Annotated in this window: 22 protein-coding genes; 13 read left to right on the plus strand and 9 right to left on the minus strand. The window is 63.4% G+C overall.

Features of this window, described 5'->3' with window-relative positions; all coding sequences use genetic code 11:
- Positions 1-18: 18 nt before the first annotated feature.
- From NKJ17_RS19685 to NKJ17_RS19715, 7 genes are all read right to left on the minus strand, one after another.
- Complete coding sequence (locus NKJ17_RS19685) at positions 19-720, minus strand: 2'-5' RNA ligase family protein (protein ID WP_352689760.1); 702 nt, start codon at positions 718-720, stop codon at positions 19-21.
- Between the two features lie 28 nt (positions 721-748).
- Positions 749-1,834 (minus strand): ABC transporter ATP-binding protein, encoded by a 1,086-nt coding sequence (locus NKJ17_RS19690; protein WP_352505268.1) that lies wholly within the window; start codon positions 1,832-1,834, stop codon positions 749-751.
- A complete protein-coding gene (locus NKJ17_RS19695; protein ID WP_254820400.1) occupies positions 1,824-2,432 on the minus strand; it encodes a cupin domain-containing protein in 609 nt (202 codons plus the stop codon). Before NKJ17_RS19695 ends, NKJ17_RS19690 begins: the two co-directional genes overlap by 11 nt.
- Before the next feature lie 175 nt (positions 2,433-2,607).
- Positions 2,608-3,678, minus strand: a complete 1,071-nt coding sequence (locus NKJ17_RS19700) for an ABC transporter substrate-binding protein (protein WP_352505269.1) — start codon at positions 3,676-3,678, stop codon at positions 2,608-2,610.
- The gene (locus tag NKJ17_RS19705) at positions 3,663-4,541 is read right to left on the minus strand and encodes an ABC transporter permease (protein WP_352689761.1); all 879 of its coding nucleotides are present in this window, start codon (positions 4,539-4,541) and stop codon (positions 3,663-3,665) included. Before NKJ17_RS19705 ends, NKJ17_RS19700 begins: the two co-directional genes overlap by 16 nt.
- A complete protein-coding gene (locus tag NKJ17_RS19710; RefSeq protein WP_352505271.1) occupies positions 4,538-5,425 on the minus strand; it encodes an ABC transporter permease in 888 nt (295 codons plus the stop codon). The genes NKJ17_RS19705 and NKJ17_RS19710 overlap by 4 nt, the downstream gene beginning before the upstream one ends.
- An 83-nt stretch (positions 5,426-5,508) precedes the next feature.
- The gene (locus NKJ17_RS19715) at positions 5,509-6,792 is read right to left on the minus strand and encodes an NAD(P)/FAD-dependent oxidoreductase (protein WP_352505272.1); all 1,284 of its coding nucleotides are present in this window, start codon (positions 6,790-6,792) and stop codon (positions 5,509-5,511) included.
- Positions 6,793-7,014: 222 nt separating this feature from the next.
- On the opposite strand from NKJ17_RS19715, the gene NKJ17_RS19720 reads away from it, so the two are divergent.
- The 6 genes from NKJ17_RS19720 to NKJ17_RS19745 all read left to right on the plus strand — a co-directional run bounded on the left by NKJ17_RS19720 (position 7,015) and on the right by NKJ17_RS19745 (position 13,201).
- Complete coding sequence (locus NKJ17_RS19720) at positions 7,015-8,172, plus strand: fumarylacetoacetate hydrolase family protein (RefSeq protein ID WP_352505273.1); 1,158 nt, start codon at positions 7,015-7,017, stop codon at positions 8,170-8,172.
- A 77-nt stretch (positions 8,173-8,249) separates the two neighbouring features.
- On the plus strand, positions 8,250-9,044 hold the full coding sequence (locus NKJ17_RS19725) for an SDR family oxidoreductase (RefSeq protein WP_254820394.1): 795 nt from the start codon (positions 8,250-8,252) through the stop codon (positions 9,042-9,044).
- A gap of 253 nt (positions 9,045-9,297) precedes the next feature.
- The gene (locus tag NKJ17_RS19730) at positions 9,298-10,230 is read left to right on the plus strand and encodes a sugar ABC transporter substrate-binding protein (protein WP_352505274.1); all 933 of its coding nucleotides are present in this window, start codon (positions 9,298-9,300) and stop codon (positions 10,228-10,230) included.
- A gap of 106 nt (positions 10,231-10,336) precedes the next feature.
- A complete protein-coding gene (locus tag NKJ17_RS19735) occupies positions 10,337-11,323 on the plus strand; it encodes an ABC transporter permease (RefSeq protein ID WP_254820392.1) in 987 nt (328 codons plus the stop codon).
- A gap of 3 nt (positions 11,324-11,326) precedes the next feature.
- Positions 11,327-12,121, plus strand: a complete 795-nt coding sequence (locus tag NKJ17_RS19740; RefSeq protein WP_352505275.1) for an ATP-binding cassette domain-containing protein — start codon at positions 11,327-11,329, stop codon at positions 12,119-12,121.
- 57 nt (positions 12,122-12,178) lie between these two features.
- A complete protein-coding gene (locus tag NKJ17_RS19745) occupies positions 12,179-13,201 on the plus strand; it encodes a LacI family DNA-binding transcriptional regulator (RefSeq protein WP_352505276.1) in 1,023 nt (340 codons plus the stop codon).
- Positions 13,202-13,754: 553 nt separating this feature from the next.
- Here the strand turns inward: NKJ17_RS19745 and NKJ17_RS19750 are convergent.
- Positions 13,755-14,336, minus strand: a complete 582-nt coding sequence (locus NKJ17_RS19750; RefSeq protein WP_031211029.1) for a TetR/AcrR family transcriptional regulator — start codon at positions 14,334-14,336, stop codon at positions 13,755-13,757.
- A gap of 251 nt (positions 14,337-14,587) precedes the next feature.
- Between NKJ17_RS19750 and NKJ17_RS19755 the strand changes: the two genes are divergently transcribed.
- The 7 genes from NKJ17_RS19755 to NKJ17_RS19785 all read left to right on the plus strand — a co-directional run bounded on the left by NKJ17_RS19755 (position 14,588) and on the right by NKJ17_RS19785 (position 24,436).
- Complete coding sequence (locus NKJ17_RS19755) at positions 14,588-14,863, plus strand: hypothetical protein (protein WP_352476600.1); 276 nt, start codon at positions 14,588-14,590, stop codon at positions 14,861-14,863.
- Positions 14,857-18,036 carry an efflux RND transporter permease subunit gene (locus NKJ17_RS19760; protein ID WP_352505458.1) on the plus strand — a complete coding sequence of 1,060 codons (3,180 nt, stop codon included), beginning with the start codon at positions 14,857-14,859 and terminating at the stop codon, positions 18,034-18,036. Before NKJ17_RS19755 ends, NKJ17_RS19760 begins: the two co-directional genes overlap by 7 nt.
- A gap of 16 nt (positions 18,037-18,052) precedes the next feature.
- Positions 18,053-19,207 (plus strand): efflux RND transporter periplasmic adaptor subunit, encoded by a 1,155-nt coding sequence (locus tag NKJ17_RS19765; RefSeq protein WP_352689762.1) that lies wholly within the window; start codon positions 18,053-18,055, stop codon positions 19,205-19,207.
- Positions 19,208-19,502: 295 nt separating this feature from the next.
- Positions 19,503-20,228 (plus strand): GntR family transcriptional regulator, encoded by a 726-nt coding sequence (locus NKJ17_RS19770; RefSeq protein ID WP_352473393.1) that lies wholly within the window; start codon positions 19,503-19,505, stop codon positions 20,226-20,228.
- A 50-nt stretch (positions 20,229-20,278) separates the two neighbouring features.
- Positions 20,279-21,385, plus strand: a complete 1,107-nt coding sequence (locus tag NKJ17_RS19775; RefSeq protein ID WP_352689763.1) for a mandelate racemase/muconate lactonizing enzyme family protein — start codon at positions 20,279-20,281, stop codon at positions 21,383-21,385.
- A 214-nt stretch (positions 21,386-21,599) separates the two neighbouring features.
- Positions 21,600-22,922, plus strand: coding sequence for an NAD(P)H-dependent oxidoreductase (locus NKJ17_RS19780; RefSeq protein ID WP_352689764.1), 1,323 nt, complete (start codon positions 21,600-21,602; stop codon positions 22,920-22,922).
- Positions 22,923-22,942: 20 nt separating this feature from the next.
- Positions 22,943-24,436, plus strand: a complete 1,494-nt coding sequence (locus tag NKJ17_RS19785; RefSeq protein WP_352689765.1) for a xylulokinase — start codon at positions 22,943-22,945, stop codon at positions 24,434-24,436.
- Here the strand turns inward: NKJ17_RS19785 and NKJ17_RS19790 are convergent.
- On the minus strand, positions 24,433-25,395 hold the full coding sequence (locus NKJ17_RS19790; protein ID WP_031211026.1) for a sugar-binding transcriptional regulator: 963 nt from the start codon (positions 25,393-25,395) through the stop codon (positions 24,433-24,435). The two genes, NKJ17_RS19785 and NKJ17_RS19790, sit on opposite strands and share 4 nt — an antisense overlap.
- Positions 25,396-25,437: the final 42 nt, after the last annotated feature.

Raw genomic sequence — 25,437 nt, forward strand, 5'->3', positions numbered from 1 at the left:
ACTGTCCAGCCAATTGGATCAATCGACCGTTCGCGAAATCCTGGGGACACGGACTTCGTCACGAAGCAGCGTAACATGCGGTTCAATGGACTTCGTGAGAAAGAGCTTTAGCGGGCTGTCGGAAATCAGAGCGGTGAGATTGCGCCAGAATTCTTGGAGCGCTGGATTGCTGTCACCGTTGCGCAGAACCAGCGAACCACCACCAAAAGCCGTCAGGCGATCGAAAGAAACATCGAACGGTTTTGCAACGATCATCGAGCCGATATGCCGAGCGATTTCAACCAGCTCTTCCGGATACCCATCATGGTCACCGAGGCCGACGAGCGAGATATGGATGTGCTTTTCCGGAACAAACCAGCCTTGCAGCCCTAACTCTCGATTCAAGGCGATAGCCTTTCGCGCCAAGGGACCAGCGACCGCGCTCTCAGCCAAGATGGCGAAGAATATGCGGTCGTCGAAACGTCGCTTGGACCGCTCCCATCGGAAAAAGGTCTGGCCGTTGTTCGCGGCTCCGAATGCAGGTTGCCCACTCATAATTGATCTCTCGTCCGGCAAATTGTATCCGACCGAGAAATTTAGAACAAACAGAGAACTCGTCAAATGGAAACGCAACGGGCGCTGAATGCTTTCCGCGCCAACACCCGCGATTTCAGCTGTCGAGGAAGCCCTGCCGAGCAGGAATTCGAACTCTGCGCCCCGTTGCCGATAGTGTGGGAACACTCCGGTTTTCTGGAAGTTGAAAATCAGACTAGCTGGGCAGCATAGGGCAGTTGGCGCCGCGGCGCAGGCTGATATGCGCCACATCGCCGACGCTGAATTGAGAACCCTCTGTCGGGCGTGGCGCGTCGATCACCACCTGTGTCCCCTGCCCCAGCTCTGCATGAAGGCGCAAGGTGCGGCCGTGGAAGACGATGCTGTTCACCCGCACCGGTACAGTGCCGGCCGTGGCCTCGGTCGTCGCCAAAAGATCCTCCGGACGCACGCCGATGGTGCGCACCGTGCCCTCGCCAGGCAGTTCGCCCGTCTCCGAAACCGCTTCCAGCGGCAGGGCGCCGGCGGCGAACCGCAAGCGCTCGCCGTCGCGGCCGACAAAGCGCGACTGCAGAAGGTTCATCGTGCCGATGAAGCTGGCGACGAATTTGGTTGCGGGCCGGTCGTAGAGGGTCGCCGGCGGCGCGGTCTGCTCGATGCGGCCTTTGTTCATGACGACGATGCGGTCAGAGATCGACAGCGCCTCGGTCTGATCGTGCGTGACCATGACGAAAGTGGTGCCGAGGCGCGACTGCAGGCGCTTCAACTCGACCTGCATCTGTTCGCGCAGATGCGCATCGAGCGCCGACAGCGGCTCGTCGAGCAGCAGCACGCGCGGTTCGCAGACTATGGCGCGGGCAAGCGCGACGCGCTGGCGCTGGCCACCCGACAGTTCGGACACGCGGGCGCCGAGCTTGTCGGCAAGGCCGACCATGTCGAGCGCCGCGCCGACGCGCTTCGCCTGTTCGGCACCGGCGAGCTTGCGCAGCGACAAGCCGAAGCCGACATTTTCGGCGACGTTCATGTGCGGAAACAGCGCGTAGTCCTGGAATACGGTGTTGACCGGGCGGTCGAAGGGCCTGAGCCCCGTGATGTCGCGCCCTTCGAGCAGGACCCTGCCGCTCGACGGGCCTTCGAAACCAGCGATGACCCGCAGGCTGGTGGTCTTGCCGCAGCCGGACGGTCCGAGCAGGGTCAGGAACTCGCCGCGCGAAATATTGAGATCGACAGTGTCGAGCCCGACGATGCCGCCGGGGAAAATCTTGGAGACCTTGTCCAGCCGGACGAGCGGATCAGGCGCCATCACGAACCTCGGACGGCTTGGTGGTGTTGACCCACAGGATCTGGCAGCGCTCGCTGCCCGGATTGCGGAAGGCATGCAGCAAGGTGCTCTTGAAGGCGAAGCTGTCACCGGCCTTCAGCCCGTATCTGGTCGAATCGACCACCAGCTCGACCTCGCCCGACAGGACGAAGCCGAATTCATGGCCGGCATGGGCGTAGGCTTCGGCGGTGCCGCCACCGGCTTCCACCGTCACCAGCATCCCGGTCAGCGTGGCAGCCGGCGGCGACAGCAGCGCCTTGGCGATGCCTTCCGACTTGACCGGGATCTGACGCCGGCTGTTGGCGCGAACGCAATACAGATCGTTGCCGGCATCGTTGCCATCAACAATCAGCGCCGACGGCTCGATGTCGAGGGCGGCGGCAAGCGGCCAGATCACTCGCACCCGCAATGACGACATGCCGCGCTCGATCTGGCTCAGCGCACCGATCGAGACGCCGGCTTTGGCGGCGAGTTCGGCCAGGGAGAGATTGCGCTCCAGCCTGAGCGCCCGCACGCGCCGGCCGACCCTGACGTCGGCGTCATCCTTCGGCTTCTCAGCCGCTTCGTCCAGCATGTCCATTCGTTCGTCCTTATTTGGTAAGGTTTTCCCTCCCCTTGTGGGAGAAGGTGGATCGACGCGAAGCGCCGAGACGGATGAGGGGTGTTGGCCGGAGTGCCGTCGGTGCCATCTGGAACACCCCTCATCCGTCGCCTTCGGCGACACTTCTCCCGCAAGGGGAGAAGGAAGTACGAACTCAGCCGCCCGCCTTGACCTTCTCGAACATCTTGGCGAGTTCGTCATTCTGTTTCATCGGCCCGGTGAAGATCGTGGTCTTCAGCATCACCTCGGGATCGGAAGGCAGCTGCAGTTTCTCCAACTCCTCCTTCGGCACGGCGGCGAAAGCCGAGCTGATCGAGCTGCCATAGCCGTAGGCCTGGATCAGATACTTTCCGGAATCCGTCTCCAGCCGGCTGTTGATGAAGTCATAGGCTAGGTCGACGTTCTTGGCGTCCTTGAGCATGACGAAGCCGCAAGCCCAGGTCAGCATGCCTTCTTTCGGCTTCATGAACTCGACAGGCACGCCCTGCTTCTTCAGCGAGGTGGCCGAGGCGTTCCAGGTCATGGCCGCGACCAGCTGCCCGCTCGCCAATGCTTGCTCGACCGAGGTCATGTCGGTGGTGTAGTTCGAGAGCAGCGGGCGCTGCTCGCGAAGTTTTTCTGCCACCTTGTCCATCTGTTCCGGTGTCATGTCGAATGGATTGACGCCGGCGAGAAGGGCCGCCACCACCGGTGTGTCGTGGACGGCATCGATGGTCGCCATCCGCCCGGCATATTGCTTGTCCCAAAGCAGGTTCCAACTGGCTTCCGGGTTCTTCACCAGATCGGTGCGATAGAGGATCGCGGTATTGCCCCAGTCCCACGGCACCATCCAGACCTTGCCGTCGCCGGCCTGCAGGTCGGGCAGGTTCTTGAAGACCGGGAAGATCGAATCCCAGTTCTTGATGCGCTTGGTGTCGATCGGCTGCAGCAGGCCTTCCTTGTTCCAGCGCGCCACCTTGTCATAGCATGGGTGCGCGATATCGGGGCGGAAGCCGGCCTTGACCTTGGTGAAAGCGTCATCGTCGTCGCCAAACATCGAAGCTTCGACACCATCGGGGTGCGCGGCGAGGAAGCTCTTGTTGAAGTCGGGCAGTTCATAACCCGACCAGGTGAAATATTGCAGCTTGTCCCCGGCAAAGGCGACAGTCGACGCAAGCGCCAGCGCGAAGGCAGCCAGTCCGGTTTTCGCTGTCTTTGCCGTTATCGATTTCAGGTCGAATGCCATTGCAGTTCTCCTCCTTCGGTTTCTTCTGGTTTTGACAGGTTGGCGCGCGCTGACCGCCGGGTGGCAGCAAGCCCGCGATGGCGAAGCATTTCGGCGAGTGCGGCGATGAGAAACGACACGGCCAGGATCGCGGTGCCGAGCGCCATGACGGTCGGCAGCGATTTCGGGAAGCGCAGCTGGCTCCAGACATAAAGCGGCAGCGTCGGCTCGGTGCCGGCAAGGAAGAAGGCGACGATGAACTCGTCGAAGGAGGTCAGGAAGGCCAGCATGAACGCCGAAATAATGGCCGGCAGGCTGAGCGGCAGCATCACCCGTCTGAAGGTCGTCCAGTCGGAAGCGCCGAGGTCGAGCGCTGCCTCGCGGATGGTCTTCGGGATGGCGGCGAAGCGGCTGCGCATGACCACCACCGTCGTCGGCAGCGCCACCAACACATGGCCGAGCACAATGGCAATGCGCGACGGCCCCAAGCCGGCGAGGTTGACCAGGATGAGCAGCGATATGCCGACGATGACGCCTGGGATCAGGATCGGCAGCCGCGCTATAGCACTGATCGTGGCGGCCAGCGGCGAGCGGCCGTAGAGGTCCATATAGGACACGGTCACGCCGCAGAGTGTTGCGCCAGTGGCAGCAGTTGCGCCGATGACGAGGCTGGTGGCAAGCGCGCTGGACAGCGCCGAATTGCCGTAAAGCGTGCCGTACCACTCAAGCGTGAAGCCTTGCAGCGGAAACGCCGCCTGGATCGAATCGTTGAAGGAAAACAGCGGGATCAGCAATATCGGCAGATACAGGAACACCAGATAGGCAAGGACGTAGGCTCCCAGCCAGCCGCCGCCCTGCCTTGCATCGATACGCGCCGTGTTCATGTGCGGCTGCCGTATCGGCGGTCGGCGAAGCGCACCACCAGCACCACGGCGAGAATGACCAGCATGACGGCGACGGCGAGTGCGGCGCCGAACGGCCAGTCATTTGCCTTGCCGAACTCGGCCTGGATCAGCGTACCGATCATGGTGCTGGCCGGGCCGCCGACCAACGCCGGGGTGACATAGTCGCCGACGGTCGGCACGAAGACGACGAGGGCCGCCGCCAGCACGCCCGGCATCGAATTGGGCAGCACGATGCGGCGGAAGCTGGTGAACGGTTTTGCGCCGAGATCGGAAGCGGCTTCGAGCAGCGATTTCGGGATCGTGTCCAGCGCCACATAGATGGGCAGGATGGCGAACGGGGCATAAGCGTGGGCAAGCGTGACGACGACCGCTGCCGGTGTGTTGAGAAAGGCCAATGTCGGCTCCGACCAGATGCCGCTTTCGATCAGCGCCGAGTTGAGCACGCCATTATAGGCAAGCACGATCTTCCAAGCGAAGACGCGCAGCAGATAGCTGGTCCAAAACGGCAGGGTCAGCAGGAACAGCAGCAGCCCGCGTCGCCGCCCGGCATGAAAGGCCAGATAGTAGGCGACAGGATACGCCGTGACGACCGTTGCCAGCGTCACCACGCCGGCGATACCCAGCGAGCGCAGCGTCACCGTCCAGTACAGCGGATCGGTTGCCACGGTGACGAAATTAGCAAGGGTGAAACCAGCCCCCAGCAGCGAGCCGTCATTGCCGCGGAAGGCGAGGAAGAACACAAGGCCAAGGGCGAAAAGGATCAGCACAAAGGTGACGAGCCCGCCCGGCAGCAGCATGGCGAAACGGAAACCCGGCGAAGACCGGGTTTCCGGCAGCGGCTGGGTTGCGGCGATGGTCGACATCGACTGCCTATGGTATTTGAAATCGACTAAGCTTTTTTCATATTCGTGAAGCTGTCAAGCTGTTTCACGTTCGGGAATGAACGTCAGCGTTCGAAGGCGTCCAGCATTCGGTACCAGGCGATGGTCGCGGCAACGCCGACCTGCCGAAAGGCGTGAAACGGAATCGGCCGGATCGGCGAGATCGGGAACGGCAATTGCCTGGTGTCGCCGCTCGACAGGTAGGAGGCGATGCGCTCGCCAAGGGCGGTCATCAGGCCGATGCCGCGGCCCTGGCAGCCAACCACCGCCAGCAGACCCTTCTCTGGCTCGTGGATATGCGGGAGATGGTCCGGCGTCATTGCAACCCGGCCGAACCAGCGCTTTTCAATGGCCACGTCGGACAGCGCCGGGTAGAGTCGCAGCAGCGCGCGTTCCAGATGCGCCCAGTCGGCCGGGCCGTTCGGCAAGGCCATGCGGCCGCGTCCGCCAAGCACCAGCCGACCATCGGCACTCTTGCGGTAATAGACGAGGATGCGGCGCGAATCCGAAACCGCCTGCCCCTCCGGCAGGATCGCCGCCGCGAGATTGGACGATAGCGGCGCTGTCGCGATCTGAAAGGAATGCAGCGGGACGATCGTCTCGGCGAGGCCGGGAAGCAGGCCGCCAGTATAGGCGTTGGTCGCCAGGACGACCGCCCTGGCCTTGAGTTCGGCGCCGCTTTCCGTGGCAACGTGCCAAATACCAGCATCCTTGCTGATCTGCATCACGTTCTGGCGCTCGGCGATCTTTACGCTTGCCGCTGCAGCGACGCGCGCCAGTTCCGACGTGTAGGCGAGCGGATCGATGACGCCGGCACGGCGATCGAGCCAGCCGCCGAGATAGCCTTGCGCGCCGGTCATCGTCGCGATCTCCGTCCCGCTCAGCAACCGGACATCGGCGCCCCGCGCCCGCCACTGCCGATCCCGATTCGCCGCCGCTATCAGCGCGGTCTCGGTGTGCGCGGCCTGAATCCAGCCATTGCGAACGAACGGCACCGCCAGTTTTTCGTCGCGGATCAATTCGAAGACGGCGTCCGCCGTCGAGGCGGCAAAGTTGACGAGCGCCTCACCGCGTTCGAGAGCAAAATGCTCCAGCAGCCAGTCCGGATCGTATTTCAGGCCAGGAATAACCTGACCGCCGTTCAGACCGGACGCGCCATTGCCAATTTCGCCGGCCTCCAGCACCTGGACCGCAAGGCCGAGCCGGGCAGCGTGCAAGGCCGTTGACAGCCCCATGATGCCGCCGCCGACGATGACGACATCGACGCATTGGCCGGCTGGAAAAAGCGACTGGAACGCGGTGGCTGTCCGCGGCTTCTGCCAGATTGGGTCGGAAAACCGTAAGAGCAAGCGTCACCTGGAGACTTCAGTAGGTGAAAAACCCTAGCGACGGTTTCATTATTTTGAAAGAGCGTTTTCCGTCGCCGTTGGCGCACGTCAGGCTCGATCAAGGTCCAGCGATGCGAAGACCCAAAGAATTGACAAAGCTCGCCCTGCAAGCGGGATAGACCTTTGGCGGGAATTTGTTGAAAGTGCCGCGGCCGAAGGACAAGACAACAGGAAATACAAGCCATGACGAACGCCACACATTTGCCCGCCGAAGGCCTCTTCGTGGGCCGCGCCCGGGCGAGCGATGCTTCCCATCCGCTGGTGGTCACGGTGCGTGACGGCACGGTCTTCGACATCATGTCAAATGTGGCACCGACCGTACGCGACGTTTGCGAATTGCCGGATCCGGCAGCGCACGTCCGCTCGGCAAAGGGGCGGCCGATCGGCCCGCTCGATGCCATTGCGGCCAACAGTTTCGAGACAGCGCGCGATCCGGGGAAACCGTACCTGCTGTCCCCCGTCGACCTGCAGGCGATCAAGGCGTCTGGCGTCACCTTTGTCGTCAGCCTGCTCGAACGGGTGATCGAGGAGCAGGCGCGCGGTTCGGCGGAAAAGGCCGACGCCATTCGCGCCGACATCGCCGGGCTGATCGGCCACGACCTGTCGAAGCTCAAGCCCGGCTCGCCGGAAGCGATGGAGATCAAGGCCAAGCTGATTGCGCGCGGCGCCTGGTCGCAATATCTGGAAGTCGGCATAGGCCCCGATGCCGAGATCTTCACCAAATGCCAGCCGATGGCCTCGGTCGGCTTCGGCGCCGATGTCGGCCTGCATCCGGTTTCGACATGGAACAATCCGGAGCCGGAGATCGCCATGATTGCTGCGAGCAGCGGCAGGATCGTCGGGGCGACGATCGGCAACGACGTCAACCTGCGCGACGTCGAGGGGCGCTCGGCGCTGCTGCTCGGCAAAGCCAAGGACAACAACGCTTCGGCAGCACTTGGCCCCTTTATCCGGCTGTTCGATGAGACATTTTCCATCGGCGACGTGAAGCAGGCGATCGTACGGTTGAAAGTCGAAGGCGAGGATGGGTTCTCGCTGGAGGGCGCCAGTTCGATGGCCGAGATCAGCCGCTCGCCAGAAGAGTTGGTCGCCGCCGCCATGGGGCCACATCATCAATACCCGGACGGGCTGGCACTCTATCTCGGCACGATGTTCGTGCCGTCGAAGGATCGCGGCGAAACAGGCAAAGGCTTTACCCACAAGGTCGGCGACATCGTCACCATATCGTCGGAGAAGTTCGGTGCCTTGGTCAACCGCGTGCGGCTGTCACCCGACTGCCCACACTGGACCTACGGCGCCAGCCATCTGATGCGTGACCTCGCAAGGGCCGACCTCATCTAGTCCCCCAGCCTCACATCCGATAGATCTAGAATTCTCTGATTGGAAATTACCTGCTCGTCGGCATTCGGGAGAGTCCATTGATCGTCGCTCTTGAGGGCAAGACCCTTGTCGTTACCGGCGGGACGCAAGGGCTTGGCGAGACCATCGCCCGGCTGGCCTCAGCCGGCGGCGGCGAAGGGATCGCCATTGTCGGCCGCAATGCCGAGCGTGGCGCACGCATCGCCGAAGAGCTTTCACGACCAAGCCGGCCCGTCGTCTTCATCCAGGCCGAGCTTGGAGATCCGGCCGCGCCTGCAGCTGTCATGGCGGAAGCGATCAAAAGACTCGGCCGCATCGATTGTCTGGTGAACGCTGCGGCCCTCACCGACCGGGCCTCGCTGGAAACTGGCACAATCGACGACTGGGACAGGTTGTTTTCCGTCAATGCGCGCGCGCCGTTCTTCCTCATGCAAGCGGCCGTAGCCGACATGAAGACACGGCAGGCGGCGGGCGCCATCGTCAACATACTGTCGGTGAATGCGCATTGCGGTGCGCCGGACCTTGCCATCTATTCCGCCACCAAGGGCGCGCTTTCGACGCTGACCAGAAACATTGCCAACGCGCATCTTTCCGATCGCATCCGCGTCAACGGCATCAACATGGGCTGGGTAGCGACGCCGGCCGAACAAGAGATGCAGGCGCGCACGCTGGGCAAGGGCGAAAACTGGGCAAAGATCGCCGCCGCCGGCCTGCCGCTTGGTCGATTGCTGACCATGGACGAAGTCGCCCAGCTAACGCTGTTCCTGCTCAGCGACGCCTCCGGGCTGATGACCGGGACGCTTATCGACCTAGAGCAATCCGTGCTCGGCGCGCCGCCGCGCGGCATTGCGTGACGGTCGCAGGGCCGATCGTCGGCCGCCTGGAAAATATCAGCCAAACTGATGCAATCTGATGGGATTGCTGATGGCGTCGTGCATTGCGCCAACGTCCATTGGCGGATGGAGGCTTGCCATCGATCGAAAAAGGGAATGCTCTAATGCGCCCAGGTCGACGCTGGCAAAATGCGCACCACCGTTTTGGCCGCGCACGGCCTTTCGCGGTGATCGTCGTCGGAGGAGGAGTTCGGTTCAAATGGGAGGAAATCACATGCTGACGAGGCTAAGACTGCTTGTACTTGGCTTGGTAGTGGCGCTGGCCATTCCGGCCGCGGCACAGGCCAAGACGTTCTACTGGATTTCGCATGGCGGCCCGGCCGATCCGGTCTGGACCTACTTCCTTGCCGGGGCCAAGCAATGGGCGGCGGACACCGGCAACACTGTCAACACATCGTTCCACAATGGCGACGTGGCGTCGCAGCAGGAGGCTATTCGCGCCGCGATTTCCGCCAAGGCCGACGGCATCACCACGACCAGCCCTGATCCGGGCAGCCTTGTCGAGATCGTCAAGGAAGCGCGGGCGGCGAACATCCCGATCATCAACTTCAACACGCCCGACCCGAAGGCGGACTTCAACGCCTATGTCGGCGGCGACAACGTCACCTTCGGCAAGCACTGGGCGCAGTATCTGGTCGACAAGGGCCTGGTGAAGAAGGGCGACTTCGTCTGGATGCCGGTCGAGATTCCCGGCGCCACCTATGGCGTCCAGGAAGAGGAAGGCATCAAGAGCGTGTTCGAGCCGCTCGGCATCACCTACGAAATCACCGAAGCGACGCTCGACCAGGCCGAAGTGATCAACCGCATGGTCGATTACCTCACCGCCAACAGGGCCAAGGTCAAGGCGGTTATCGGCCTCGGCGACCTGGTCACCGGTTCGATCAAGCGAGTGTTCGACCAGGTCGGCGTCAAGCCGGGCGAAATCCCGGTCGTCGGTTGGGGCAACTCGCTCGACACCACTCAGGAAGTGCTGAACGGCTACGTCAATGCCGCGCAGTGGCAGGATCCGCAGGCGACCAGCTACGTCGCGCTCTCGCTCGCCAACATGGCGGCAAGCGGTATCCCGCCAGGCTTCGACGTGATCACCGGCGCGCTCTACGAGAAGGACACCGCCGCGGTATACGACAAGATCCTGTCCGGCAAATAGGTCCGCGATCGAGTTGGTCACGGCCGCTTCGGCGGCCGTGACCGTCTCATCATTCCGCCGAACCGCTTGCGGTCTCGGCCAAATCCAATCCTATCGCGGGTCCAAGGTGGAAAATCGTTCTCTTATCCAACGCTCGATCGCGCGGCCTGAGTTCGGGCCGTTCGTGCTGCTCGTCATCGAGATCGCCGTGTTCTGGGGCATCAACCACGACTTCCTGTCGCCGCAAAACATCTCGAACACGCTGGCCTTCACGGTCGAACTCGGGCTGATCGCGCTGGCGATGACGCTGTTGATGACATCAGGCGAATTCGACCTCTCGGTCGGCTCGGTGTTCGGCTTCTCGCCGGTCCTGATGTGGACCTTGTTCAACAGCGGCGTCGCCTCGCTCGAAGCCGCCTTCGTCGTTGCGCTGGTGGTCGCTGCCTTCATCGGACTGGTCAATGGCTGGTTCGTGACGCAGCTCAAGATCCCGTCCTTCCTGGTGACGCTTGGCATGCTGCTGGTGGTGCGCGGCACCGCTTTGTTCGTCACCAGCGGGTTTCCGCAGCGGACCTGGAGCGCCGAGGGCAGCTGGCTGGCGGAAGCCCTGGTCGGCGATTTCTTCATCGGGCCGTTCCGTATCTATATGTCGCTGTTCTGGTTCATCGCCGCCGCAATCGCGCTCGGCTACGTGCTGACGCAGAGCCGGACCGGCAACTGGATCCAGGCGGCCGGCGGCAACCCGAGTGCCGCAAGGGCGCGCGGCGTCAATGTCAGCGGCGTCAAGATCGGCCTGTTCATCCTGTCGTCGATCCTGGCCTCGCTCGCCGGCGTCATCTCCTCGCTGCGTACCTCGGCGGCCAACCCCAACAGCGGCACCGGCTACGAGCTCGAAGTCATCGCCATGGTAGTGATCGGCGGCACGGCGCTGACCGGCGGGCGCGGCACAATCATCGGCACGGTGCTCGGTATCCTGATCCTGCGCGTGATGCGCAACGGCATCGTGCTGATCGGTGTGCCGGGCCTTGCGTACAACATCTTCATCGGCGCCATCATCCTCGGCATGATGGCGCTCCACTCATGGCTGGAACGCCGGCATCAGGCAGGGACTTGAACCATGGCCGAACCGCTTGTCCGCATGGAAAATATCCGCAAGTCCTATGGGCGCGTGCAGGCGCTGGTTGATGCCAATTTCCATGTCAACGAAAGAGAGATCGTCGGACTGCTCGGCGACAACGGCGCCGGCAAGTCGACGCTGATCAAAGTGCTGTCGGGCGCGGTCCCGCTGACCAGCGGCGACATCTTTATCGGCGGCAAGAAGGTGAATTTGCGCAGTACCAGCGACGCCATCGCCCATGGCATCGAGACGATCTACCAGGATTCCGCGTTGGTGACGCAGCTGTCGATCGCCCGTAACCTGTTCCTCGGACGCGAGCCGATCAAGCCGCCGCGTTTCCTCAACCGCATGGACCAGGAGGCGATGAACGTGGTTGCCCGTGACCTGCTCAAGCAGGTCGGCATCTCGAAGAACATCCCGCCGACGACGCCGATCGGCTCACTCTCCGGCGGCGAGCGGCAGGCGGTGGCGATTGCGCGCGCCATGCATTTCGACAGCGACCTTATCATCCTAGACGAGCCGACCAACAATCTCGGCGTCGCCGAAACGCAAGGGGTGCTGAGCTTCGTGCGCAGTGCCCGCGATTCCGGCCATTCCTGCATCTTCATCGCCCACAACATCCATCATGTCTTCCAGGTGGTCGACCGCATCGTCGTCATGCGCCGCGGCAAGGTGGTCGCCGACGATATCGACCCGAAGAAGACCAGCGTCGCCGAAGTCGAGCGCGTCATCACCGGCATGTCGGACAAGGAGATCCGTGACGCGCTGGCCGAGGGCACGCAACGGCCCGGGTGAGCAGCCGGGCCGGGCTTATCGTCGAGGCACTGGATCGCATCGCCACATGGTTGCGACATGAAAGCCACCGTTTCGGATATTGCCAGGAGCTGCGGCCTGTCGACCGCGACGGTCGACCGTGTGCTCAACAACCGGCCGGGGGCGAGTGCCGCCAACCGGCAGCGCGTGATGGAGGCGGCCAAGCAGCTCGGCTATCTGCCGGTCGTCGACCAGGTCGCGTTGCCCTCGCGGCCGGCACATCTCGAATTCTTCCTGCCGATGGGCAGCAATGCCTTCATGGCCGATCTGGCCAGGCACATCGAGGATTATGCGGCGCGCCTGCCGCTGGTCGCCTCCTGCCGCATCCACAAGCTCGCCGGCATCTCGCCGAGTGCCTTGCAGACGGCCGTCGAAAACCTCTCTCTCAAGGCGAACGGTGTCGGCGTCATCGCCATCGACCATCCGAGAACGCGCAACATCTTGCGCGAGATCGTCGAGGCCGGCATCCGCCTGGTCACGCTGGTGTCCGACGTTCCCGGCGCGCCGCGCTCAGCTTATGTGGGCATCGACAACAGAGTGGCCGGCCGCACCGCGGCGCTGCTGATGGGACGGTTCCTCGGCGGCCGCCAGGGCCATCTGGCGATGGTGGTCGGCTCACGTTCCTATCGCGGCCACGAGGAACGCGAAATGGGCTTTCGCTCAGTGCTCGGCGAGGAGTTCCCCAATCTGACCGTCACCAGCGCCGTCGAGATCAACGACGAGCCGGAGGTCAGTTATACCGCGACCATGAAGGCGCTGCACAACGAGCCGGAGCTGCTCGGCATCTACTGTATCGGCGCCGGGCGCTCGGGCGTGGCAAAAGCATTGCTCGAAGCCAGGCCGCGGACGAAGCCGGTGTTCATCTGCCATGACCTGACGCGCGAGACGCGCGGCTATCTGGTCGACGATCTGCTCGACGTCGTCATCGACCAGAATGCGCGGCTGATCGCCGAACAGTCGGTCATTCGCCTGCTCGGCTCGATCGCCTCGTCGGCGCCCTATCTGACGCGGAAATTCATCGAGCCGCGCCTGATCTTCAAGGAAAATGTCCCGGTGCAGTGATGTCGTGCGGGGGCGATGGTCGCTCGGGCCTCGATCGTTAAGATTCGGTTGATACCGCAAATCTGCACATCACCTATGCAACTTTTTTGGTTGCCGAATCATTGGGCAATTGATAGTTTCGCAGGTGTCGGCCATCTACTCCTCCCAGATGCGATGCCGACGCTGAGTGCGGTACACCTCCTCCCGTGCCGTATTCGAAATCGAGCCCGCTGCCACCTCCTCCCGGCAGCGGGCTTTTTTTGTTCCGGCGCCGGGATAGCGGGCGATGCTGGGATCGTGACTGGCACCGCACACGATTGCTGATCCGCGGATCGATGAGCTTCGCTGCGACTGCCGCGGCTTATCGGGGCGGAATCCTGTCACACTTGTCACTCTCACCGGTTCGCCAGCGGCCCTATCCTGCCTCGCGACCAGCAAACAACGCCGCGCCAGCAATGCTGCTGCGGAGGATCGGCAAGGGAGACGCGAGATGGCACATCGCGATGGGACGAGACATCACGCGGCGGCACGGCGCGCAATCGAAACGCCGCGGATCGTTTCGCCGCTTGCGAGATTATCTGGCCCTGAAAGAAGTGATCAGGCCTTCCGCCATGCGGACGAACTGCGCGCTCGGGCCCTCGGCGCCGACGCTTTGCAGGCTGACGCGGGCGCCCTCGAGCAGAAGCGACAGCGTATCGGCGAGAAGCTCGGCCTGTCCGATACCCGCATCGCGACACAGCGAGACCAGACGCTCGCGCTGCGCTTCCTTGAGTTCCTTGATCACTTGCCTTGCCGGATGATCGGCCTCGCTCAGCTCGATGGCGGCGTTGGCCATGTCGCAACCGCGGCGATCCGACATCAGGCAATCGGCCGCCATCCGGACCCAGGCGTGCAGCTGCGCCAGCTTGTCGCCCGGATTCTCCGCCTCGAACTTCTCCCACATCGCGTTGGCGCTGCAGGCGGTCGCCCGCAGACATTCGATGATCAGGTCGTCCTTGGACTCGAAATGCCGGTAGAGCGTCATCTTGTTGGTGCCGGCGGCCTCGGTGATGGCGTCGATGCCGACGCCGCGAATGCCATGCTTGTGAAACATGTCCCGTGCCGTCTCCAGGATCCTGTCCCGGGGGCGAACACGCTCCACAACACCGTCTGTCATCAAAACCTCCGTGATTGCGTTTCCGAAATTCCCTCGGTGCACCTCTTGACTAGGGTGTTACCGGTCTGTAACGTTAGAGATGTTACTTACCTGTAACACCCGCATTGCATTATGTCAAATTCGCAAGTGCCGGTCATCAGCCCCGCCCCGATCGGCAAGGGGACGAACCGCACCTCACGGCCTCGGCCGGCGAGCAAGAGAACACCAGATCCGCGGCTTGCCGCGGATCGTCAAAACCAGGAGCCGCTTCGATGTCGCAGCGCAATGATCTGACGATCGATGAAGTCGTGAGGGATCCGATGATCCGCATGCTGATGAAAGCCGACCGCGTCGACCCGCGGTCTTTCGAGGCGATGCTGCGTGCGCTGGCGGACGAGCAGGCCGAGCGCCGCAATGCGCCGCGTCGTCCCCTGCAAGATTTCGGCTTTCTCGAAGATTCCGGCTCAACGCGCAGCCGGCGGCTGTCCAGGGTGGCCAAGGCCTTCGGCCGGGCCAGAGCATCGGGCGAGGCATGCATCTCATGGTAAACTTCTTCATCCATCGTCCGATCTTTGCGTCGGCGATCGCCATCATCATGGTGCTCGCCGGGGGAATCTCTTATTTTCTTCTGCCGGTCTCGCAATTTCCCGACATCACGCCGCCCCAGGTCGTGGTCAGCGCTCACTACCCGGGCGCCAGCGCGCAGGTCGTCGCCGACACGGTGACGACACCGCTCGAACAGCAGATCAACGGCGTCCAAGGCATGATCTATATGTCGTCGTCGAGCTCCAATGACGGCTCGTCGACGATCACCATCACCTTCGACGTCGGCTACGATCTGAGCACGGCGGCCGTCGACGTCCAGAACCGCGTTTCGCAGGCGGCTTCCTCGTTGCCGGCCATCGTCAATCAGGGCGGCGTGACGATCAAGAAGCAGAACCCGAACTTCGTCCTGATCGTCGACCTCACCTCGCCGGACGGTTCCGTCAATCCGGTCGCGCTGAGCAATCTCGCCTATCTGCAGGTGGTCGATCCGCTGAAGCGCCTGCCCGGCGTCGGCGACGTGCAGATCTTCGGCGAGCGGCGCTATTCGATGCGCATTTGGCTCGACCCCGACAAGCTCGCCAATCTCGGCATTACTGCCGTCGACGTGCAGAACGCCGTCGCCGAGCAGAACGTCCAGGTGGCGGCCGGCAAGATCGGGCAATCACCGGCTCCGGCCGGCACTGCCTTCGAGATGCAGGTCAACGCCGTCGGCAGGCTGAGCGATCCCAAGGAGTTCGGCGACATCGTCGTACGGGCCAATACCGCCAACGGCTCGCTGGTCAGGCTGCGCGACGTTGCCCGCATCGAACTCGGTGCGCTGCAATATTCGTCGTCGGCCTTCTTCGGCAAGGACCCGACGGTGGTGCTCGCGGTCTACCAGATGCCGGGCTCCAACGCGCTCGATCTGCAGCAGCGCGTCAAGGACAAGATGCAGGAGCTGTCGGCCCGTTTCCCGAAGGGCGTCAGCTACGCCATGCATTACGATACGACACGTTTCGTTTCGGCCTCAATGCACGACGTGCTGATCACGCTCGGCGAAGCGCTGGTCCTGGTCGTCGCCGTGGTGTTCATCTTCCTGCAAAGCTGGCGCACCACGATCATCCCGACGATCGCAATTCCGGTGTCGCTGGTAACGACGCTGGCCGTCATGCATATGCTTGGCTTCTCGCTGAACATGCTCAGCCTGCTCGGCATGGTGCTGGCGATCGGCCTCGTCGTCGACGACGCCATCGTCGTCGTCGAGAATGTCGAACGCCAACTTGAGGCCGGCCTCAAACCTCTGGCTGCCACGCGCACGGCGATGGCCGAGGTCACGGGCCCGATCATCGCCACGACCGCCGTGCTGATGGCCGTGTTCGTGCCGGTCGCCTTCATTCCCGGCGTGTCCGGCCGACTCTACAACCAGTTCGCCCTGACCGTCGCGATCTCCTTCGGCATCTCGGCCTTCGTCTCGCTGACGCTTACCCCGTCGCTCAGCGCCGCCTTCCTGCGCCACCGGCCGGAAACCCAGTTCGTGCTGTTCCGCTGGTTCAACACAGGCTTCGAACGGCTGGCGCATGCCTATGCGAATGGCGTACGCATTCTCATCCGCCTGCGCTGGATCATGCTCGGCGTGTTCGCGGCCGGACTTGTCGCGACCTATTTCGTCTGGCAGCGCCTGCCGTCGACCTTCCTTCCGGTCGAGGACCAGGGCTATTTCTTCGTCGTCATCCAGCTCCCCGACGGGGCCTCGCTGGAACGCACCGATGCAGTGGCGAAAAAGGCGCGCGACATCCTGCAAAACACGCCCGGCGTCGACATCGTCGGCTCGATCAGCGGCTTGAATTTCCTGACCAGTGCCGCGCAGTCGAATTCGGCGGTCGAATTCGCGATCCTGAAGCCATGGGACGAACGCGGCCCCGACCAGAGCGCCTCGAAGCTCGTCGCCGAGGTGCGCAACAAGCTGCTGCAAATTCCGGAGGCTTTTGCGCTGAGCTTCGACCCGCCGTCGATCCCGGGCATCGGCACCACTGGTGGCTTCGAGTTCCAGGTCGAGGACCTGACCGGCCGCGGCAGCGTGGCGCTCAACGATGCGACGCAAGCCGTGATTGCCGAGGCGCGCAAGCAGCCGGAGCTCAACCCGCAGCAATTGTTCTCGTCGTTCTCGACCTCGACGCCACAGTTCAACTACGATCTCGATCGCGCCAAGGCGAAGCTGCTCGGGCTCAACCTGCCGGACGTCTTCAACACGCTGCAGATCTATCTCGGCTCGCTCTATGTGAACGATTTCAACCTGTTCGGCCGCACCTTCCGGGTGACGATCCAGGCCGACAAGGACTCTCGCGCCGGTCCGGCCGACATATCGCGGCTCTATGTCCGCAATGCGTCGGGTGGCATGGTGCCGTTGAGCACGTTGGGCAAGCTTGTGCCGATCGTCGGCCCCGAGACCGTGCCGCATTACAACAACAATGCGTCGGCGCTGATCAATGGCGGCGCCGCCCCCGGCTTTTCGTCCGGCCAGGCGGTGGCGGCAATGGAGCGTGCCGCTGCCACGGCATTGCCGAGAGATTTCGGCTACGAATGGACCGGCATCACCTATCAGGAGCTCAAGGCAGGATCGATCGCATCCGTCGTCTTCGGCCTTGCAATCGTCTTTGTCTTCCTGATCCTCGCCGCGCAGTATGAGAGCTGGGCGATGCCGTTCATGGTGCTGCTGGCGGTGCCGCTCGCATTGTTCGGTGCGTTCGTCGTGCTGTGGCTGCGCGGCATGCAGATCGACGTCTATTCGCAGATCGGCTTCGTCATGCTGATCGGACTGGCGGCCAAGAACGCGATTCTGATCGTGGAGTTTGCCCGGCGCCGGCGCGAAGAAGGCCTCAGCATCGTCGACGCCGCAATGGAAGCGGCGCGGCTTCGGCTGCGACCGATCCTGATGACCGCCTTCGCCTTCATCCTCGGCGTGCTGCCGCTGATGTTCGCCACAGGTGCGGGTGCCGCAAGCCGGCAGTCGATCGGCACCACCGTCTTTGGCGGCATGGTCGCGGCGACGATCCTGTCGCTGGTGTTCGTGCCGGTCTTCTATGCGGTGATCGAGCAGCTGCGCGAGCGCCGCAGCGAGAGCGAACCGGTTTCCGAAGCGACCGAACAACCAACTGCCGAACCCGCCTTCGAGCCCCTGGCCGAAGCGGCTGAATAGGACTGGAGAATTGATCATGCGTAAATGGAAAATCGCGCTGGGAACGGCCGTCGCCCTTGGGGCGATTTCGGTGGCGAGCGTTCACCTGCTCGACATGGGCAGCCTCAGCCTCAACGCCGGCACAGCCGGGGCGGCAACACCCAAGCCGGAAGCCTTCGTCATGCCGGTGCCGGTGGTGAGCGTCGTCAAGAAGACGATCCCGATCTATCTCGACTACGCCGCCCGGGTGGAGCCGATCCGCAGCATCACGCTGCAGGCGCGCGTGCCGGGTTATCTGCAGGAGCAGGTTGCCATCGACGGCAGCGACGTTGCGAAGGCCGACCTTCTCTACAAGATCGCGCCGGAGGATTTTCAGGCTGCCCTCGAGCAGGCGAAGGCGCTTATCCAGCGCGACACGGCGACGCTCGACTATGCGCGCTCCAATCTCGGGCGCGGCAGCGAACTCGCCAAGAGCGGCTATCTCGCCAAGGACGTGTTCGACCAGCGCACCAGCACCTTGCGTGAGGCTCAGGCCTCGCTCGCCGTGAACCAGGCCGCCTTGCGGACCGCCGAGCTCAATTTGAGCTATACCGAAATCCGTGCCCCGTTCGCGGGACGCATCGGACGCAGCCAGGCTTCCGTTGGAACGCTGGTCAGCGTTGCCGGCACCGTGCTCAATTCGCTGGTGCAGCTCGATCCGATCTACGTCACCTTCAATCCGAGCGAAACGGACCTGACACAGATCGAGGAAGCCCGGGCCGCGGGACCGATCAGTGTCGACGTCCTGCTTCCCGGTGAAACGGAACCGCGCCAGAAGGGCGATCTTACCTTCATAGACAACACGATCGATCGCTCGACCGGCACGATCACGGCACGGGCGACGATCGGCAACGGCAAGTTCACGCTGCTGCCCGGCCAATATGTCCGCGTCCGGCTGCACGTCAAAGAGCAGCCGGATGCGCTGATGGTACCGCAGACGGCACTCGGCTCAGGCCAGCTCGGCAAATACCTCTATGTCGTCGGCAAGGACAACACGGTCGACCAGCGTATCGTTTCGCTCGGACCGACCAATGGCGATCAGGTCGCCATCTTGAGCGGTGTGGCCGAAGGCGACCGGGTGATTACCGGCAATCTGCAGAAGATCGGCCCGGGAATGCCGGTCTCGCCGCTGCCCGAGAAACCGGCCACCTGATAACCCCCATCAGGTCCGGTTCCGCGGCGCCCTCGGCTCCCACGCCAAGGGCGCCGTTTTTGCTATGTTTCGTTCTACGCAACTCCTTGGGGAAAACGCAACGTACGCCGGCTTCGAGAAGCCGGTGTGATGTTCAGCGATGAAGAACGGGTCGGTCTTTGCGGCCGTGCGGCCTGACGGCCTTGCCGGCGCCGCAAGCCAGCCGGCCAAGCGGAAGTCAAGAAATCCACAACCCGCCTCTTGTCAGATTGTCGACAATCTGCTTGTCTTGATTTCGGTTCCCTGGAGCAGCCGAATGGCAAAGCTGGATTTCAGTCCGATCGCGGATACGACACGCAGGGCCGAGATCGTAGGGCTGCTCCGGCGGGCGATCCTGACCGGCCAGCTGGAACCTGGACAGAAGCTCAACGAACTCAGGATTTCCGAGCAGATGCGGGTGAGCCGCGCGCCGCTGCGCGAGGCGATGCGCGAGCTGGTGCAGGAAGGCATCCTGACCAGCATTCCCTACGCCGGAACCTTTGTCATCGACGTCACCGCCAAGGACATCGACGACGCCTATTCGCTCAACAAGGTGCTCGACGAGTTCGCCATCGCGCGGACCTGGCCGCTTCGCGACCAGCGCTTCTTCGACGAACTCGACCGGCGTCATGCGGCGGTGAAGCAGGCGACGCGCGAACTGGACACGACGCGGCAGATCGAAACAGCGCTGCAACTGCATGGCCTGATCCACGAATGGGCCGACAATTCGGTGCTGCTTGAAACGTGGCAACGGCTGACCAGCCGGCTGCAGATGTATTTCGCGTTGCACCAGCGGGCGCGCAACGAGCCGGTGCCTGCCGAAGATGCTCACGAGACCTATGTACGGCTGCTCAAGGGCAGCGACATGCGCGCCGCACAGCGCCACGCCAAGGAGCATATCGACCTGGATTTCGAAGAACTGCTCGCCTATGCGCGCGGGCTGGAACAGCGCGGCTCAAAGGGCGCCGGCGCCGATCGTGCCGGCCGACCTAGAGGCGGCTGAGCCCGACAAATTTGACGGACATCCCGGAACACAGACAACGGACAGAAAACGTGCAGATCAAAACCATCAAAGCCTACCATGTCGTGCAGCCCTTCGTTGACGGGCTTTACCGCATGTCCAAGGGGCGCGTCGCCGATGCGTTCGACGCGGTGATCGTCGCCGTCACCGCCGATAGCGGGCTCACCGGCTGGGGCGAGATGGCGCCGCTTGGCAACTTCTATTCGGCTGCCTTCGCTGCGGGTACTCGCGCCGGTGTCGTCGAGATCGCGCCGCATCTCATTGGCCATGACCCACGCGGGCTAGCCAGTATCAACAGGCTGATGGACACCGTGTTCAAGGGCCATCCCTACATCAAGTCGGCGCTCGACATGGCATGCGCGGATCTCGCGGCGCGCGCCGTCGACGTGCCGCTGGTCACCCTGCTCGGTGGGCGCGAAAGCGAGACGGCCGAACTCTACAAGGTCGTCACCCACGGCACCGTCGACGCGATGGCCGCACTCGCCAAGCGCATCGTCAACGACGGCTTTCATCGGCTGCAAGTCAAGGTCGGCGGCAACGTCCATGACGACATCGAACGCGTCACAGCCGTCGCCGCCGCCGTGCCGAAGGGCACCGTCATCTTCTGCGACGCCAATGCCGGCTGGACGCCTTACCAGGCGCGCCAGTTCGCCGATGCGACGCGCAACATCGACTACACGTTCGAGCAGCCCTGCACGACGATCGACGAATGCCTGTCGGTGCGCCGCTCGCTCGACAAGCCGATGGTGCTCGACGAATCCGTCGCCTCGCTTGACGATATGCTCGACATCCATCGCAAGGGCGCCGCCGATGGGCTGACGCTGAAGATCTCACGCTTCGGCGGCGTCACCAAAACGCGCCAGATCCGCGACCTTGCCGTCGACCTCGGCTTCATGATCACGGTCGAGGACACTGGCGGCGCCGAGATCGACACATCGGCCATGGCGCATCTGTCGCTGTCGACGCCGGAGGAGCGCCGGCTGCACGCCATCGCCTTTCACGAATGGGTGACGGTGCGCACCGCATCCAACATGCCGCCGGTTTCGGGAAGCCGTATGGGCATTCCGGATGGGCCGGGCCTCGGCATCGATGTCGTTCCCGGCCTGCTCGGTGCGCCCTTCTTCGAAATCGGCAGCTGAGCTGCAATAAGGTTGCACCGAATCAACCTGAATATGCCGCGTCCTTCTAACTGCGGAGGCACGGCCGTGTGGATTGACCGCTCATCCAATCGTCTTCGGCCGATTGCAGAGCGACAATACCCAATTGCCGGTTGAAATATTTTTCATTTGCAAATAGAAATGTTCAAAACGCTGATTTGGACGCTGCGGCGCGTCAGGAACTGGAGGAAGCGACATGTCCCATCCGCAATTTGCAGCGGAACTTCTGCAGCGCGCTGAACAGCAGGGGCCGATCACCATCGGGCTTGCCGGCGCCGGGCAGATGGGCACCGACATCGTCGTCCAGGTCGCGCTGATGCCGGGCATGCGGATCGGCGCCATTTCTGAAGTCAGGCCGCAGGCAGCGATCGACGCGGCGCTGCTCGCTGGCCATGACCATTCCGACATCGTTCAGGCCGGCAATGCCGCGGCGATCGACCGCGCCATCGAGGCGGGCAAGATCGCGGTGACCGAAGATTTGCATGCGCTGGCGGCGGCCGGCCGGATCGACGTCATCATCGACGCAACGGGCAATCCCAATATCGGCACGCTGTTTGCGCTCGAAGTAATGAAGAACGGCAAGCATATCGTCATGCTCAATGTCGAGGCCGACATCACCATCGGCCGCTTCCTGAAGGAGGAGGCACGCAAGGCCGGCGTCGTCTATACCGGTGCCGCCGGCGACGAGCCCGCCTGCACGCTGGAGATCATCGGCTTTGCTAAAAGCCTCGGCTTCAACATCATCGCCGCCGGCAAGGGCAAGAACAATCCGCTGAAAATCGACGCCATGCCGGCCGACTACGAGAAGGAGGCGGCCGAGCGCAACATGAATGCGCGCATGCTGGTCGAATTCGTCGACGGCTCGAAGACGGCGATCGAAATGGTGGCAATCGCCAATGCGACCGGCCTGGTGCCCGATGTGCCGGGCATGCACGGCCCGACCGCGACGCTGGAGGAGCTGGCAAGCGTGCTTTGCCCGCGCGAGGATGGCGGCGTGCTGCACCGCAAGGGCGTTGTCGATTACTCGATCGGCAAGGGTGTGGCGCCCGGCGTGTTCTGCATCATCGAGACCCGGCATCCGCGTGTGCTGGAGCGCATGATCGACCTCAAGGTCGGCCAAGGCCCCTATTTCACGATCTTCCGGCCCTATCATCTGACCAGCCTGGAAGTGCCGCTGTCGGCGGCGCGCGCGGTCGTCTACAAGCGTGCCGACATGGAGCCGCTCGACCATCCGGTCGCCGAGGCGGTGGCGGTTGCCAAGAGCGATCTCGGCGTTGGCCAATCTCTCGGCATGATCGGCGAGAACGACTATCGTGGCTTCGCCATGACCTGGGAGGATGCGCGCGCCCGCGGCGCCCTGCCGCTCGGCCTTGCTGAACGCGCCAAGGTGGTCAAGCCGCTCAAGACCGGCGACTTCCTGAGCTATGAAAATTGTGTACCCGACGATTCGATGGTGATAACCCAGATCCGCCGCCGTCTCGACCAGTCAGACGGACGGTTCGCCACCAACGCGGCCTGACCCCGCCGGATCTCCGCCTGATGGAAGATGTCGTAATCGGGATCGACGCCTCGACCACGGCCGTGAAGGCAATTGCCTTCTCGCGCGACGGCGAGGAGCTGTTCCAGGCGCGCGAGCCGTACCCGCTTTCAAATCCGAAGCCCGGCCATTTCGAGCAGGACGCCGAACATTGGTGGACGGCGCTGCTTGGCGCATTGAAGCAGGTCACCGAGGCGGTCGGCGCTGCGCGGGTGGCGGCGATCTGCATCGCTCATCAGCGCGAGACCTTCACGCTGGTGGACAGCGCCGGCAAAGCACTCATCCCGGCGATCCTGTGGCTGGACGAACGCGCCCGTCCGCAGGTTACCAGGCTTTCGGCCGAACTCGGCCGCGAGGCGATCCGCGACTGGAGCGGCAAGCCGCCGGACCCGACGCCGGCACTCTACGCCATCGCCTGGCTTGCCGAGCACCAGCCGCAAGTGCTTCGCCAGGCAGCGGCGCTGGTCGACGTGCATGGATTCTTCGTTCAGCGACTGACCGGGCGATTGGTCACCAGCACCGCAAGTGCGGATCCGCTCGGGCTGCTCGACGTCGAGAAAGGTACCTGGCATCCCCGCCTCGTTGCGGCCGCCGGACTGCAGATGGAGCAATTGCCCGAGTTGGCCGCGCCGGGCGCAATTTGCGGCGGGCTTTCCACAACCGCTGCGCAACTGACCGGCCTGAAGGCTGGCACGCCGGTTGTGGCAGGAGCCGGTGACGGGCAAGCTATGGGCCTCGGCATGGGCGTCTACGGGGAAGGCAAGAGCTATCTCTCGCTCGGCTCCGGCGTGGTCAGCGGCTGCTATTCCGGCAAGGTGAAAACCTCGGACGCTTTTCGAACGCTGGTCTCGCCGACCGGCTCCGGTTTCATGCTTGAGACCGTGCTGCGCTCGGGCATGCAGCTGGTCGACTGGATCGTTCGCACGACCGGTTCGCCATCGGCGGCAGCGCTGGAGAACGCGGCGCTGGATGTTGCTGCAGGCAGCGACGGCCTGCTCATCATGCCCTATTGGGCCGGCGTCATGAGCCCCTATTGGGACGGTGCGGCGCGCGGCGCCATTGTCGGCCTGTCGCTGGACCACCGGCCGGAGCATCTCTTCCGCGCTGTCCTGGAAGGCATCGCCTTCGAGCAGGCCGTCGCCACCGAGGCCATGGAAGCCCAGGCCGGCGGACCGGCGGCGATGATTGCCGCCGGCGGCGGCACCAATTGCGCGCTGCTCATGCAGATCATGGCAAGCGTGCTCGAGCGGCCGCTCTCGGTCTCGCCGGTCAACGAAGCCGCCGCGCTCGGCGCTGCCATGCTGGCGGCAGCGGCTATCGGCTGGTTTGCCTCGCCGGAAGCCGCAGCAGAGGTAATGGCTGCCGCTCCCACCAGGCATGTCGATCCGGTCGACGGGCTTGTCGCCGTCTATCGCGACCGCAAGGCAATCTACCGCGACCTTTACCGGGCGACGCGCGATATCCACACCCGCCTCGGCGCTCTCGGCGAAATCTAGCGGTTGAGCAGGCCCTTTGCCGCGTCTTCGTCGGTGATCAGAACCGATACCTTGGTGTTGGCGAGCGCAGCCCGCATTACCGCTACCTTCTCGCTGCCTCCCGACACCAGGATGATGCTCGGGATATCCGACAGATCCTGCAGCGGATAGGCGCAGACGCGGCGGTTGACCTCGTGGTCGACCGGGCGGCCCTCGGCGTCGATGAAATGACACAGAATATCGCCGACGGCACCGGCCGCCTGCAATTCCTCCAGTTCGCTTGGCTTGATGAAGCCATAATTGGCGATCGGGCTGTCGTTGGAAAACGAGCCGACGCTGAGCACGGCGATGTTTGCCCGGCGTGCGCGGAAGACGACGTCCTGAACGCTGCGCTGGCTCATGAAGGCGTCGCGCTGCTCCGGCCTGTCGGCATAGACCGGCACCGGCAGCAGGAAGCACTCCGCACCAATCTTTTCGGCGAAATCCCAGGCGCTTTCTGTCGGGTTGAGCGGCTGGGCATGGGTGAGGCCGCCAAGCATCGAAACCACCGTCGTCCTGGCGATGGGCCGCCGCGGCAATTCATTGATGGCGAATTTCAGTGTCCGCCCCCAGCCCAGCGCGATGACATCGCCGGCATTCACATGGTCGGCCAGGTAGGCGGCAGCGGCGTGGCCGATCATCAGCGGCGCATTGCTTCGGTCGGCTGCCGACGGCACGACCACGGCCTGGCTGAGCCCGAACCGCTGCTTCAGGCTTTCCTCCAAAATCACGCATTCGACGACGCTGTCACGGATGCGAAACTGGACGACCCCCTCTTCGCGGGCGGCGGAGAGAATGCGATGCACCTTGATGCGGCCGACGCCGAGAATTTCGGAAATCCGTTCCTGTGTAAGACCCTCGACGTAATAGTGCCAGGCGGCGCGGGCCTTGAGTTCAGCGTCGGGGAAGCGCGAGGCTCTTTCGTTCTCTACGATCGTCATCTGTTTGCCTTGCCGCAGCCGCCGGCTCTGCTCATGAAATTC

Origin of the sequence: Mesorhizobium sp. M0208, assembly GCF_040322015.1 — a bacterium.
In the GTDB taxonomy this organism is placed as follows: domain Bacteria; phylum Pseudomonadota; class Alphaproteobacteria; order Rhizobiales; family Rhizobiaceae; genus Mesorhizobium.